This is a genomic window from Sphingobacterium sp. WOUb80 (assembly GCF_050058145.1).
GTDB lineage: Bacteria > Bacteroidota > Bacteroidia > Sphingobacteriales > Sphingobacteriaceae > Sphingobacterium.
Genome location: NZ_CP165617.1, coordinates 4,736,105 through 4,750,429 on the forward strand (window position 1 = coordinate 4,736,105; position 14,325 = coordinate 4,750,429).

At 39.8% G+C, this 14,325-nt stretch carries 14 protein-coding genes and 1 tRNA gene; 5 read left to right on the forward strand and 10 right to left on the reverse strand.

Translation table 11 applies throughout. The features are described 5' to 3' along the window. Positions 1-152 precede the first annotated feature (152 nt). The gene (locus tag AB1Z56_RS19640; protein WP_313269353.1) at positions 153-581 is read right to left on the reverse strand and encodes a TPM domain-containing protein; all 429 of its coding nucleotides are present in this window, start codon (positions 579-581) and stop codon (positions 153-155) included. A 152-nt stretch (positions 582-733) separates the two neighbouring features. Continuing rightward, on the reverse strand, positions 734-1,312 hold the full coding sequence (locus AB1Z56_RS19645) for a LemA family protein (RefSeq protein ID WP_046673163.1): 579 nt from the start codon (positions 1,310-1,312) through the stop codon (positions 734-736). A gap of 165 nt (positions 1,313-1,477) precedes the next feature. Between AB1Z56_RS19645 and AB1Z56_RS19650 the strand changes: the two genes are divergently transcribed. Both AB1Z56_RS19650 and AB1Z56_RS19655 read left to right on the forward strand, forming a co-directional pair. Then, entirely contained in the window at positions 1,478-3,022 is a 1,545-nt protein-coding gene (locus tag AB1Z56_RS19650) for an FAD-dependent protein (RefSeq protein ID WP_426789929.1), read from the forward strand. A 59-nt stretch (positions 3,023-3,081) separates the two neighbouring features. Continuing rightward, a tRNA-Gly gene (locus tag AB1Z56_RS19655) sits at positions 3,082-3,154 on the forward strand. Between the two features lie 47 nt (positions 3,155-3,201). Here AB1Z56_RS19655 and AB1Z56_RS19660 read toward each other — a convergent pair. The 4 genes from AB1Z56_RS19660 to sufB form a co-directional block, all read right to left on the reverse strand. Beyond that, entirely contained in the window at positions 3,202-4,425 is a 1,224-nt protein-coding gene (locus AB1Z56_RS19660) for an MFS transporter (RefSeq protein WP_426789930.1), read from the reverse strand. A gap of 358 nt (positions 4,426-4,783) precedes the next feature. Next, entirely contained in the window at positions 4,784-6,091 is a 1,308-nt protein-coding gene (sufD, locus tag AB1Z56_RS19665) for a Fe-S cluster assembly protein SufD (protein ID WP_313269346.1), read from the reverse strand. Between the two features lie 59 nt (positions 6,092-6,150). After that, positions 6,151-6,909: a Fe-S cluster assembly ATPase SufC gene (gene sufC, locus AB1Z56_RS19670; RefSeq protein WP_104383566.1), complete on the reverse strand. Its 759-nt coding sequence runs from the start codon at positions 6,907-6,909 to the stop codon at positions 6,151-6,153. A gap of 62 nt (positions 6,910-6,971) precedes the next feature. Next, positions 6,972-8,423, reverse strand: coding sequence for a Fe-S cluster assembly protein SufB (gene sufB / locus AB1Z56_RS19675; RefSeq protein ID WP_309365344.1), 1,452 nt, complete (start codon positions 8,421-8,423; stop codon positions 6,972-6,974). 332 nt (positions 8,424-8,755) lie between these two features. Between sufB and AB1Z56_RS19680 the strand changes: the two genes are divergently transcribed. Beyond that, a complete protein-coding gene (locus tag AB1Z56_RS19680; protein ID WP_028071042.1) occupies positions 8,756-9,226 on the forward strand; it encodes an Lrp/AsnC family transcriptional regulator in 471 nt (156 codons plus the stop codon). A 117-nt stretch (positions 9,227-9,343) separates the two neighbouring features. Here the strand turns inward: AB1Z56_RS19680 and ung are convergent, their stop codons facing one another. After that, positions 9,344-10,018, reverse strand: coding sequence for a uracil-DNA glycosylase (ung, locus tag AB1Z56_RS19685; protein ID WP_309365341.1), 675 nt, complete (start codon positions 10,016-10,018; stop codon positions 9,344-9,346). 198 nt (positions 10,019-10,216) lie between these two features. On the opposite strand from ung, the gene AB1Z56_RS19690 reads away from it, so the two are divergent. Beyond that, on the forward strand, positions 10,217-10,756 hold the full coding sequence (locus AB1Z56_RS19690; RefSeq protein WP_293900520.1) for a DUF2892 domain-containing protein: 540 nt from the start codon (positions 10,217-10,219) through the stop codon (positions 10,754-10,756). 70 nt (positions 10,757-10,826) lie between these two features. Here the strand turns inward: AB1Z56_RS19690 and AB1Z56_RS19695 are convergent, their stop codons facing one another. Continuing rightward, positions 10,827-11,291 carry a hypothetical protein gene (locus tag AB1Z56_RS19695; RefSeq protein ID WP_309365340.1) on the reverse strand — a complete coding sequence of 155 codons (465 nt, stop codon included), beginning with the start codon at positions 11,289-11,291 and terminating at the stop codon, positions 10,827-10,829. A 67-nt stretch (positions 11,292-11,358) separates the two neighbouring features. Beyond that, positions 11,359-11,841 (reverse strand): DUF4293 domain-containing protein, encoded by a 483-nt coding sequence (locus AB1Z56_RS19700; RefSeq protein WP_309365338.1) that lies wholly within the window; start codon positions 11,839-11,841, stop codon positions 11,359-11,361. 57 nt (positions 11,842-11,898) lie between these two features. Here AB1Z56_RS19700 and AB1Z56_RS19705 point away from each other — a divergent pair, with 57 nt between their 5' ends. Continuing rightward, positions 11,899-12,555: a hypothetical protein gene (locus tag AB1Z56_RS19705; RefSeq protein WP_309365336.1), complete on the forward strand. Its 657-nt coding sequence runs from the start codon at positions 11,899-11,901 to the stop codon at positions 12,553-12,555. Here the strand turns inward: AB1Z56_RS19705 and AB1Z56_RS19710 are convergent, their stop codons facing one another. Beyond that, positions 12,556-14,319, reverse strand: a complete 1,764-nt coding sequence (locus tag AB1Z56_RS19710) for an ABC transporter ATP-binding protein (RefSeq protein WP_309365335.1) — start codon at positions 14,317-14,319, stop codon at positions 12,556-12,558. Positions 14,320-14,325: the final 6 nt, after the last annotated feature.

Genomic DNA, 14,325 nt, shown 5'->3' on the forward strand with positions numbered 1-14,325 from the left:
TTCTTTTATTCATTTTTTACGCGCCTTTAGCAGTCTAAACGCTGTTTCCGGCGACCGATGATTACCCGAGCTCGTGTTTTCATCAGTATTTTATCAATTAATCTGTGAAACAGTCAAAAGCAATCCAAGCTGTTTCTAGTTAGGCTTTCGCATTAACGGTCTCCAAAAACAATATCATTGGGAAGCTCATTAATATCATCATGTTCCCGTGGAAAGAATTTGGCCAGCTGTTTGCCGGCATGTTCGATCCCTTTGACCAAGCCCTCAACAATATGGTCTATCCTAAATTCGGCCACCATAAGATCTTTGGTACTATTCCAAAAATCACTTTCTACACGCTGATGAATACCTTTATCGCCAATAATGGAGAATTTATGATCTTCCAGCGCGATATAGATAAGAACGCCATTTTTTAATGCTGTCTTGTGCATTCCTAACTTAGCGAAATAATAGGTTGCACGATCGTGTACCTCGTCGGGACAGTGGTTTTCTATGACCACACGAATTTCACCAGACGTCTCATTTTCAGCCACATTAATGGCATGAACTATTTTCTCTTGTTCTTCAGAATTTAAAGCCATAGTTGATATACGTTTACACTCAAAGATCGGATCAGCAAAATTTACTCGGCATCCAAAATACCTAATGAATTAAAACCCGATAAAAAAATGGATGATGAGCTTATACGCAAGCCGCATCATCCATCATCCCATTCATTGCTAACAAACTGCTATTAGAATGATACCGTAGGTGCTTTGTCCGAACCAGGCGCTGCTGTAAAAGTACCTTTCGCCTTAAATCCAAACATCCCAGCCATTAAATTATTTGGAAAACTCCGCACGGTAGTATTATATTGTTGCACGGCTTCATTATAAGATCTACGCTCCGTTGAAATACGGTTTTCAGTACCCTCCAATTGAGCTTGTAACTCCAAAAAATTCTGATTTGCTTTCAAATCCGGATAAGCCTCTACCGATGCCAAAAGCCGGCTCAATGAACCGCTGAATTCATCCTGAACTTTCTGAAATTTAGCAATATTCTCTTCAGACAAATCATCCGCATTGATCGTTACCGACGTTGCTTTTGCTCTCGCCTCTACGACTGCCGTTAACGTGCTTTCTTCATGTTTTGCCGCTCCTTTTACAGTATTGACCAAATTTGGAACTAGATCTGCACGACGTTGATAAGCATTTTCAACTTGTGCCCATTTTCCTTTAACGTTCTCATCCTGTGAGACCATTGTATTGTAGCCACATGAGTTTAATGATACTAATGCAAACAAACCACATAGGGCGACCAAAAATCTTTTAATTTTCATTGTTCAAAGAATTAAATACTATTCAAATTATACGGTTACACTATCAAAGCATATACCAAGCTCTTACTAAGATAAGAATATTTTTATTTCCAAATCTCCAAATAACCAATATTCATTAACTTTGTCTCGGTTTTGGGATAAAAACCCAGCCCTCATACTATGCAAAAAGAAATTGAAATTGCAATACTTCCAGAAAGAATTGAGGACGATCAGTATATTCTACAGCAAGGGATCAAAGCCCTGAAAGTCCAACCTCGACAAGTCAAAGGTTATAAAATCCGTAAACGTTCCATTGATGCGCGTAGTAAACAGGTTGTCTATCGAGCTCGGGTTATTTACTACATTGACGAACTTCCTGTTCCAGAAATTTACGAAAATAATTTTAAGTCCGTTAAAGACGGAAAACCTGTTATTATTATTGGCGCGGGCCCTGCCGGCCTGTTTGCAGCAATACGCTGTATTGAACGTGGGCTCAAACCAATTGTAATCGAACGCGGTAAAAAGGTCCAAGACCGTAGACGCGATCTAGCTAAGCTGAACCGGGAAGGCATCGTAAACCCTGAGTCAAACTACTGTTTTGGTGAAGGTGGGGCCGGAACGTACTCCGACGGGAAACTATATACACGTTCCAACAAAAGAGGTGATGTCGATAAAGTACTCAAACTTTTTGTCTCCCACGGTGCTACGACAGATATCCTGGTCAATGCGCGCCCACATATTGGTACAAATAAGTTGCCGCATATTATTGAAGCCATGCGCGAAAGCGTTCTTGAATTTGGAGGTGAGTTTCATTTTGACCAACGTGTCGATGACATTTTAGAATCCTTCGGTCAAGTGCGCGGTGTCAAATTAGCCAATGGCGAAGAGATTAAGGCAAATCATGTCATTGTAGCGACAGGACATTCTGCGCGGGATATTTTCGAGCTTTTTCATCGCAATAATTGGCTGATCGAAGCCAAGGCATTTGCTTTGGGCGTGCGTATTGAGCACCCACAGGCAATTATTGATCAGGCTCAATACCACTGCCAGATTAGAAGCGAGCATTTGCCGCCTGCATATTATAGTTTGGTTGAACAGGTGAATGACCGTGGGGTATTTTCATTCTGCATGTGCCCAGGCGGCGTCATTGCTCCCTGTGCAACTGATTTAGATGAAATCGTTGTCAACGGATGGTCTCCATCCAAACGAAACAATCCGCACGCCAATTCAGGCACCGTTATTCAGATTAACCTCGAGGACGTTGCCAACGCACATAAGGATCCATTTGCATTGCTTAATTTTCAGAAAGAGATCGAGCGAACGGCCTTTGCCGTAGGTGGCGGAAAACTCGTTGCTCCGGCGCAACGCATGGTCGACTTTGTCGAAGGACGTGTGTCTATGGATCTGCCAGAAAACTCGTACAAACCGGGAACGGCCTCTGCAGATCTCACTGAAGTACTACCTGCTTTTGTTCACGATGCATTACGCGGTGCATTGCCCATCTTTGGCAAAAAGATGAAAGGCTACTATACCAATGAAGCCATTTTAGTTGGTGTAGAGTCACGTACATCTTCACCGATTCGGATCCCTAGAAATAAAGAAGATTTACAACACCCTCAGGTCAAAGGACTTTACCCTTGTGGTGAAGGTGCAGGGTATGCTGGAGGTATCATTTCAGCGGCTATAGACGGTATTAATTGTGTTGATGCGATCAATTTAAGTTAACATTTTTTGCTTTTTCTCTTGCAGAATACGAATAAATGCCTTACTTTTGTAGCATCAACGCGAAAGTAGCTCAGTTGGTAGAGCACAACCTTGCCAAGGTTGGGGTCGCGAGTTCGAATCTCGTCTTTCGCTCAAAAAAAGCTTCCAAAATTTGGAAGCTTTTTCTTTTTAAATCAAGATCATGTTTTCTTTCTTTCCAGTGCCATAATGGACCCATTGAAAAAAGACAGCAATCCGACGAGTACCACAATAAATCCTGCTATAATAAAAGCTGTAGCAACACCGATAGCATCTGCAATAAACCCTGTAAAAAGAAGACCTATCATACTTGGTAAAATTGCTAGGCTAAAATAGAGCGAAAATACCCGTCCCAACATCTCTGCAGACACTTGCTCCTGGATAATCGCCATAAAAGATGCCGAGAAAATAGACATTGAGACTCCACCGATTCCCGTCATAATAACAAATGGAATAAACCAACTTGAGGGAAACCAGCCGGATATCGCAAAGGTAACTCCCAAGGCAATATGCATGCTATTGACCAGTACGACTTTCGAAACTGATACCTTTGCCAGCCCCAAAAAGCTTCCGCCAACCAGCATCCCGACGCCCCAGATAATTTCAATCACACTCATTTCCCATTTCCCTCCTCCGTAATGACCGATAGTCAGCAAAGGAAACATAATGGCAACTGGCATAATACAAAATGTTGCTACCATAGCATATAAAAAGAGAATCCCCAGGCCTTTATTTTGATAAATAGCGTTCATCCCTTCTTTAAGTTCCTTTAAGACCACAGGGATGGAAGGCTTGTTACCAGATTTTGGCAGATGCGGAATCGTCACAAAAAACAAAGAAGCAATGGCCACAACAGCCCCCACAACGTCTAGGTACAAAACACGTGCAATGGGAAAATAAGTAATTGCCAAGGTACCCAAGGCCGGTCCGGCGATGCTGCTTACCGACTGGAGCATCTGGTTTATCCCCGATACCCGCAACAGCTTGTCCTCAGGCACCAAAAGCGGTGCGATAGCTTGCATTGCTGGTGTATGGAATGCTGATCCAATGGATCGGCAGGCCATCAATAAATAGATGAGAAACATATTGGTACCGTCACTTTTCAATACAAATGTCATTCCCAGTGTACAAAGTGCAATAAAACCGTCTGCAAAGATCATCACTTTCTTTCTATTCCAGCGATCAATAAATACTCCCGCAAAAGGGCCAATAATTGCTTGGGGCAGTAAACCTGCAATAGCGGCAAAAGCCAATACCTCCGCAGATTTATGTGTCAAACTCAACCATATCATAATTGAAAAATTGACAGCAGAACTGGACAACAGGGAAATAAATTGTCCTATCCATATATAACTATAGGTACGAAACCAGTTATTCTTTTCCATGAAATTTTAATTAAATACAACCTGCAACTGGCTATGAACAACCAGCACATTATTATAAAGTTCGCAAAACAGCGCTATTCAATAAAAAGAATATAAACATGAAACCGAAGGTAATATAGAAAAATAAATACCCGATATCAGGAAAAACTCCAGTTATTTAAATAGACAAACTTGACTAGAAAAAAGCGAGCACGCTATAAAACCCAAGGTTTATAAGCGTAAGTTGTATATAGAGATTTGTACATCGTATTACAAACCTACAAAATATCCGGTGAATCCCTATTGTTGATGTAAAAAATATGGCGTTTACCTCATCGATAAACGCCATATTTAAAAAGCTATATAATCCAATATGGATTTAATTTGTTCTTAGGCTTTCTTCTACAAGCTCTTCAACATATTTGCGAACAACTTCATTAGAGAAACGTGTAGTTACGTCAAATGCAAATGCGTGTACCAACAGGATACGGGCAGATTCTTCACCAATTCCTCTTGCTCTCAAATAAAATAGGGCTTCATTATCAAACTGACCGATGGTACATCCGTGGGAACATTTTACGTCATCCGCAAAAATCTCCAATTGCGGTTTGGTATAGACCGCCGAATTGTCAGACATCAACATATTATTGTTCTGTTGAAAAGCATTCGTTTTTTGAGCATCCTCGCGCACAAAGATTTTTCCATTGAAAACCGCTACGGACTTGTCCTGTGTAATATTTTTATACCATTCGTAAGACTCACAATGTGGCTTAAGGTGGTCTACGATGGTATGATTATCAACCAATTGATCAGCAGCCGTTAAGTTGATTCCATATAAATGGCTTTCCACATGCTCTGCATCCAGGCGAACATTGATATTGTTACGGATAAACGAAGCGCCAGGAAAATTACAGTTGTAATTATTGTAAAGGCTATATTTTTCTTGGTATACCTCTGTATGATTAAAGTAACGGCTTACAGATTCTGCGAGCTGCAAATAATAATGTTGTACTTTAGCGTTCTCTTTGACGATAATCTCAGAAACCTTATTGTGTACATTATTTGCGGTACCTTCTGCAGTGATAAAACTTTCGATCAATTCAAGCTCTGCATTTGGCTCGACAACAATCAAATTACGTGTTTGTGCAAAGAAATCCTCTTTCCCTGTAGCGACATGAATAATCTGTATTGGTTTATCAAGTACAACTCCCTTTTTCAAATGGATAAAAACACCATTGGTAAAAGCAGCCGTATTCAATGCGACCATAATATTGTCTGACTTATCCGCATATTTAGCAAAATGGGCCTCAAATGCCGGCTCTGAAGCAGCTTCATCCATTGGAATAACCGACAGTCCCTTCACATTTTCTAATTCACTTACTGCTAATACATACTGACCATTCACCAAGATAATGCGGTAGGCATCCAACTGAGGAATCTCACCTGCACTAAAGTCTAAGCCTTCGATATCCACATCGACATCAAGCGCATAAGGCTTATTGATAATACTGTGGATGTTTGTATATTTCCATTCTTCATTCTTAACGGTGGGAAAGCCTGCTGCTTCGAAACGCTCGAATGCAAGTTGGCGGGCTTCCACGAAAAACGAAGGTTCGTCTGAAACGCCTTGCTCTTTGAAAGCTCCCAACACTTGTTGAAGTAATGATTCTGAAACTAATGTACTCATGTTATTTTTTAATCAAATCGCCAAAATTCTCTTCCAATCCTATTTACTCAGATAAAAGATTAGGCGTTTTGTGTATCATATTCTTTTAACCAATCGTATCCTTTTTCTTCAAGCTCCAAAGCTAATTCTTTAGGTCCCGATTTCACGATACGGCCATTGTACAATACGTGAACAAAATCTGGAACGATATAATCCAACAAACGTTGGTAGTGTGTAATAACAATAAAAGCATTGTCTTTAGAACGTAATTCATTCACACCATTGGCAACGATACGAAGTGCATCGATATCCAAACCAGAATCTGTCTCATCCAAAATAGATAATTTCGGGTTCAACATCGCCAGTTGAAAAATTTCGTTACGCTTTTTCTCACCACCGGAGAATCCTTCATTTAAAGAACGGTTAGCCAAATTAGCTGAAAACTCAACCAGTTTTTGCTTGTCTTTTACCATTTGTAAAAATTCCTTCGCTTCCATTGGCGGAAGGCCTTTATACTCACGAATATCATTTACAGCAGTTTTCAAGAAATTGATATTCGATACGCCCGGAATCTCCACAGGATATTGAAAAGCCAAAAACAGCCCTTCACGTGCGCGGTCCTCAGGGGAAAGATCCAATAAATCTACACCGTCCAATAATGCAGAACCTTCGCTTACTTCATATGATTCACGTCCTGCCAATACATTACCCAATGTACTTTTACCAGCACCATTCGGTCCCATAATCGCATGAACTTCTCCAGCTTTTACTTCTAGGTTTAACCCTTTTAATATTTGTTTGTCTTCTACAGACGCATGTAAATTTTTAATGCTTAACATTTTATTCGTATTGAGTATGGTGTAATGTAGCGTCTTAAACTACATTCCCAATGATTTTTTATCTATCCTACTGAACCTTCTAATGAAATTGCCAATAATTTTTGAGCTTCTACAGCAAACTCCATTGGCAATTGATTTAATACTTCTTTTGCATAACCGTTGACAATTAAACCAACAGCTTTCTCAGAATCTATACCACGTTGATTCAAATAGAACACTTGGTCCTCACCGATTTTGGAAGTAGTCGCCTCATGTTCTAATTTGGCTGTCTTATTTCTATTTTCGATATAAGGGAATGTATGTGCCCCACATTTATCACCGATCAATAAGGAGTCACATTGCGTAAAGTTACGTGAGTTGTCGGCATTTGGACCGATTTTCACTAAACCTCTATAACTGTTATGGCTCTTACCGGCAGAGATACCTTTAGAAATAATTTTAGATTTCGTGTTTTTACCCAAATGAACCATCTTCGTTCCTGTATCAGCTACCTGATGATTACGCGTCATGGCTACAGAGTAAAACTCGCCAATAGAGTTATCACCCTTTAAAATCACACCCGGGTATTTCCATGTAATTGCAGAGCCCGTTTCTACCTGTGTCCAGGAGATTTTACTGTTATCGCCCTTACAGATTCCACGCTTCGTTACAAAGTTATATATCCCACCTTTCCCATCTTTATCACCAGGGTACCAGTTTTGAACGGTAGAATATTTAATATCAGCATCGCGTTCAGCAATCAATTCAACCACTGCAGCATGTAACTGGTTTTCATCACGCATAGGCGCAGTACATCCCTCCAAATAAGAAACATAAGCCCCCTCATCAGCAATGATCAACGTGCGTTCGAATTGCCCGGTATTCTGCGCATTAATACGGAAATAGGTCGACAATTCCATTGGACATCTAACGCCTTTTGGAACGTAAACAAAGGATCCATCCGAAAACACTGCAGAATTTAATGCTGCATAAATGTTATCTGTCTGTGGAACCACTGTACCCAAATATTTCTTCACCAAGTCAGGATGCTCTTGCACGGCCTCACCAAATGAACAGAAAATAACTCCTTGTTCTTTTAACTTCTCGCGAAACGTTGTTTTGACAGAGACCGAGTCAAAGACAGCATCTACCGCTACAACTCCCGCCAATACTTTTTGCTCATCCAATGGAATACCCAATTTTTCAAAGGTAGCGATCAACTCAGGGTCAACCTCATCCATCGAATTAAGCTGTGGTTTTGCTTTTGGGGCCGCGTAGTAAGAAATCTCTTGAAAATCAATTTCAGGAGCCTTAAAATTCTGCCAAGTAGGCATTTTTAACGTCAAGAAATGACGAAAAGCTTTCAATCTCCATTCCAATAGCCATTCAGGTTCATTCTTTTTTGCCGAAATAAAACGAACCGTATCCTCAGTAAGGCCTTTGGCTGCAATTTCCATTTCGATATCTGTCGTGAACCCGTATTTATATTCTTCGAGCTCCAGCTCTTTTAACAAATCGTCGTCTTTAGTACTCATATTGCGCTCTCACGGTTTAACTAATTTGGGAGGGCTTCACCTCCGCACCTATCGAACTGCAAAGTTACAATTTCAAAGCCAATAAAACAGCATTTAATAGCACCTTACGAAGGCATTTTTAATAAAAAAATGACATTTATCACTCCATTTCATTAAAATGAGCACATTTCAATCGATTATGACAGTCAAATGATTTTACATCGATTAAAACTATAATAATGAAATTTAAATATAGTTAAAATCTATTAATCATCAATAATTTTGTATATTTTTAAATTTCCAAATATAATTTTGTATATTTACAAATACTATTGATTATTAAGACTTAAGATATGCCCTTTGCACCGGATAAAACAGATTTAAAAATTCTTAAACTATTACAAGAGAATGGTCGTATAACTAATTTGCAGCTTGCATCTAGTATAGGACTATCTCCCGCACCGACTTTAGAACGCGTACGAAAACTGGAAAACTCAGGCTTTATCAAAAGTTACCATGCTTTTGTTGACGAGGAAAAACTGGGACTTGGAATCAAATCATTCATCCAGATCTCACTTGACTTTCATACACATAACGCTATCCCTGAGTTTGTTGCCGCTGTCAAAATGATACCTGAGGTAACAGAATGCCACCACGTCACAGGTAATTGTGATTTCATCCTCAAGGTTTACGTAAAAGATATCAAAGCTTATGAAGGTGTCATCATGGAAAAAATCGCCAAGATCCCCTTTGTAAAGACATTCCAAACGATGATGATTATGTCAACCAGCAAAAAAGAGCCAATTATTCCTTTAGAATATTAAGCCCAATCAAAAATATCATTACCGGAATCTCGCTCTTGGACGTTTTACTCCATGTGACGATCACCGGCAATGATATTTACCCATTCAGATTCTGAACAGAAAAACTCCACACAAAATTTAAACCAAGCGCCAATCAATTGGCGTTTTACCATGAGCTATTAAATATTGGTTTGTCCGTGAAAAATGCTTACTACCAAAGAAACCACGATAGACAGACAGCGGCGAAGGATGAACTGCCGTTAGAATAAGATGTTTATTTGCATTAATGAGCACACTTTTCTTTTGAGCATAACTTCCCCACAATAGAAACACCACGTGCTCGCAACGCTCCGAAATCGCATGAATAATGCTGTCCGTAAAAATCTCCCAACCTCTTTTCTGATGCGAACCTGCCAAATGCGCCCGTACAGTCAATGTTGCGTTTAGCAACAACACCCCCTGTTTGGCCCAGAAGGTCAAATCACCAGAACGCGGCTCGACAAACCCGGGGATATCGTCTTGTAACTCCTTAAAAATATTTTTCAAAGATGGTGGCAGTGCAATCCCTTCCGGCACAGAGAATGACAGACCGTGTGCCTGCCCATCATTGTGGTAAGGATCCTGCCCTAGGATGACTACTTTGACCTGATCCAACGGTGTCAGCTTAAAAGCGTTCATCACCAGATCTGCCGGCGGAAACACTTTCGTCTGTTGTCGCTCTTCCTGTACAAAAGTAGACAGCTGTTTCATATAAGGCTGACCGAACAAAGGCTTTAACACAGGAGCCCAAGAATCATCGTATTGTTTTTCCATAATTCAAACATAGATAAAGTTGGGTATAAAGACAAAGTGTACAAAAAGAAAATCAGGAGAACAGTCCCTTGTACGAACGCGTTCTACTTTCGGAAAAACACATTTTTACAAAATAACCACTTGAACCTTTGCTTAAACGGTGAAATTAACGGATATTTGCAGAATTAAATTGAATACAAATATTTTAAACAAAGATTTATGTCAAATCTCGTTAGAATCATTATTTGCAGTGCATTGCTTATCGGAACAGTTGCCTTATTCTGGACTGGAAATTGGGGATGGGGAATCTTAGGTATCTTGATCACGATCTTAGGTTTTGTCACTGTATTTTTTCATGAATATATGCTGATTGCGCAATGGTATATGCGCAAACAAAATATGGCCGCAGCTGAAAAATGGCTGGGCAAAATCACGAACTACGAAAAACAATTGATCCCACAGCAACACGGTTACTACAACATGCTGATCGGACTGATCGAATCGCAACGTGCTCCTATGCAATCTGAAAAATATTTCAAGAAAGCATTGGCATTGGGTTTACACATGGACCACAACATCGCTCTGGCAAAATTAAGCCTAGCAGGCGTAGCAATGGCAAAGCGCAATAAACGTGAAGCGGAGAAACTTCTTCAAGAAGCAAAAAAAGCAGATAAGAATAAATTATTAGCTGATCAGATCAAAATGATGAAAGATCAGATGGGAATGATGGACAAACAACAGATCCGATATAATCGATAATAGCTATAAATCAAAAAAGGTCGTTGGAGCAATAATTCCAACGACCTTTTTTGTCTTAACCACAAATTATTTATTTCTTTAATGGAATTGACACTTCCAGAAATTCGCCCTCTTCCGTACTACTCTCGAATACAAGTTTAATCATTGCCGGCTTATCCGCTTGCTTCCAATCCTTTACTACAACCTGTATATCCACAGGCTTATCTTCTTCTAGCAAATAGTGCAGATAATTCTGTTTATCTGCAAATTTAACCAAAACATTTCCCATCTGAATCGTTGAAAAAAAATGGGACTGTTTCTTCTGATCCAACACTTGTGTAGAGAAGGTATTCATTTTATATTCCCGAGGATCGGTACTATAAGATATAGCAAACAAATTGATCACCAATTCATTCTTAGGCTCATCTACGTGAAATTCCTTTACATCGAATTGAATATCGTCAACCACCAGCAATGAATCTGCCGACTGAGCCTTTACAAACCCACCACCAAGGAAGAACATCAAGACAACAACATATCTAAAAAAAACGTTCATATCATATTATATTTAAAAAAGCCACGGTCTTCGTGGCTTTAACTATTATTGTATTATTATTTCAAAATTATGCCCGCAATCGATCGGCAGACCGGATCAACTTTTCATCTTTACGCACTCCTCCCATGGCTAGCGCACAGAAAATAATCGAGATAGGCAACAAAAAGAATCCGACACCGATATTCCCAGCACCCAAAAATTGGCTCACCGTAGCGAGATGAGTACTTGCAGAAGAGTATAGCCATATTGCAAATAAGATAATTGCAACAACCTCTACCCAAATAAGCAAAAGCTGAACTTTACGTTTTTTAAATTTAAATATCGTGAATAGGGGAAGTCCTCCTAATAATACGGTGGCTACAGTCTGAAGAATATAACCAAATCCACCCTCGTGTACCGGCTGGCCTGCAGCAACACTATACACACCGGTCACCTTCACATTCTTCCCTAAACCAACTAAATCGCTATAATTAACATAGGGAAATAGAAACAAGCCAAATATGACTAATCCTGCTATCAGCAAATAAACAGTTTGGATACGTTGAATCATAGTTTAATTTTTGTATACCAACAAACTTAGATAAATTGATTTTTATATGCAATATAATTGCGACCGAAAAAACAATCAACCTTACAGCTCATTAAACAGCAAAACAATCAAACCTTACATTTTGTTGTATTTTTTTACATCCTACCAAACAGCTTCTTTTTAGAAAGCTTTATCTTTGCCAAAAAAAACACCATGTTATATATATACGGCGCAACCGCTCACGCTAAAACTGCGGTAGATGTAGCAGAAGATTTAGCGATTGAAATTGGCGGTCTTATTGACAAATCGCTGCTCATTGAAGATGTATTCGATTATGAAGTTCAACTTCACCATCAGGTTAAAGACACGGAGGAAGATTTCTTTATCGCAGTCAAGAACCCAGGTCTTCGCCAAAGAATTGTTTCGGAAAACACAGACTGGAATTACCAGACCCTGATCCATCCCAAAGCCTACGTATCAAAAAGAGCCGAGATTGGTGAAGGCACCATTATTCTCCCTGGTGCTTCCATCGCTCCTGATGTGCAGATTGGCAACCACTGTATTATTGCAGGTTCGGCAGTGATCGAAAGCAATACCATAATTGAAGATTTTGTAAACATCGGACCAAATGTCTCAATCGGAGCAAACGTTCTAGTAGGCAGAGGTTCAGAAATTAAAGCAAATACTCGTATCGAAGACGAAGAAACTATCCCCAAAGAGAGTATAATCGCTTAATTAAATCCCCGCGGAATGAAATTGCAAATCGTATAGTTTCTTATAATAGCCATCAAAAGATAGTAATTCCTGATGCGTTCCAATTTCCTTAATTTCGCCTTTATCCAACACAATAATCTTGTCCGCCTTCTGAATGGTGGACAAGCGGTGGGCAATAACAATCGATGTTCTTCCTTTCATGAGGTTATCAATAGCATGCTGGATCATTTCTTCCGTTTCGGTATCTACCGAGGAAGTCGCTTCGTCCAAAATTAGAATCCGGGGATCGTGTACCAAAGCACGAATAAAAGAAATCAATTGGGCCTGCCCCGCGGATAAGGTTGCACCCCGCTCTTTCACATCATAATCATACCCCCCAGGTAGTCGCATAATAAAGTCATGCGCACCCACTTCTTTTGCCGCTTCGATGACCTGTTCCCTAGATATTGCAGGATCACCTAAGGTAATATTATTGATGACACTATCCGAAAAGAGAAATACATCCTGCAATACCGTCGCGATTGTATTTCTTAAATAATCAAGATCATATTCCCGAATATTAACGCCATCCAATAAAATCTCACCTTTATTGATTTCATAAAAACGGCTTAGAATATTGATCGTAGAAGACTTTCCGGCACCAGTAGCCCCAACTAAAGCCAAGGTCTCCCCTGGGTTAACCTTAAAATTAACATCTTTTAAAACCCAGTTTTCCTCGTTATAAGCAAACCAAACATCCCGAAATGTAATTTCCCCTTTGATATGTGCAGGCTTCAGAGTCCCTAAATTAGGCGTTTTTTCATCCGTATCTAAGACTTCAAAAATACGTTCGGCACTAACCATCCCCATTTGAAGTGTATTGAATTTGTCAATGAGTTCCCGAATCGGCCTAAAGATCATATTGATATACATGATGAAGGCTACAACTACACCTGGAGATATCACATCGCCCATAATTTGTTTGGAACCAAACCACACCAATAATCCGAGAGCAATAGCCATGATAATTTCCAAAACAGGGAAAAAGATAGAAAAGTACCAATTGGTCCGAATATGGGCATTTCGATGTTGCGCATTAATTTCCTTAAACTTATCCATTTCCTGCTTTTCGCGCGCAAAATATTGGATAATACCGACACCGGTAATATGTTCCTGTAAAAAGGTATTTAAGTTGGAAACCCATTTCCTGACATCGATAAAAGCAGATTTCATCGCCTCTTTAAACACATAGGTCGCCGCCACCATCAAAGGCATAGGGATCAAAACAATCAATGTCAGCTTCCAATCGGAGTAAAACATGACGACTAAAATAACCACCAATTGCAATAAATCACCGATAATCTGAATCAAACCTTCAGAAAAAATATTGGAAAGAGTCTCCAAATCAGAGATGGTACGTGTAATCAATTTTCCCAGTGCCGTACGATCAAAATACTTCAGCCTGAGTTGAACAATGTGATTAAATACCTGGATCCGAATATCACGGATGACGGACTGCCCCAAGGTATTTGTCATTAAGGTGTGGTAATAACGGATCAAAGTCTGCAGGATGACCAATGCCAACATCGCTATCAGCATGAGAGACAATCCATTGGTATCGAAGTTTAAGATATAGTTATCTAATGTATGCTGGATTAGCATAGGTAAAGCGGGGGCTACTGCAGCCAACAATATCGTTAGAACGACCGATATCCAAAATGCCACATGATACGGACGCATATAGCGGCTCATGCGTTTCACTAAATTGATATCGTAGGTTTTGCCTGTTATTTTATCTTGACTCACGGTAAA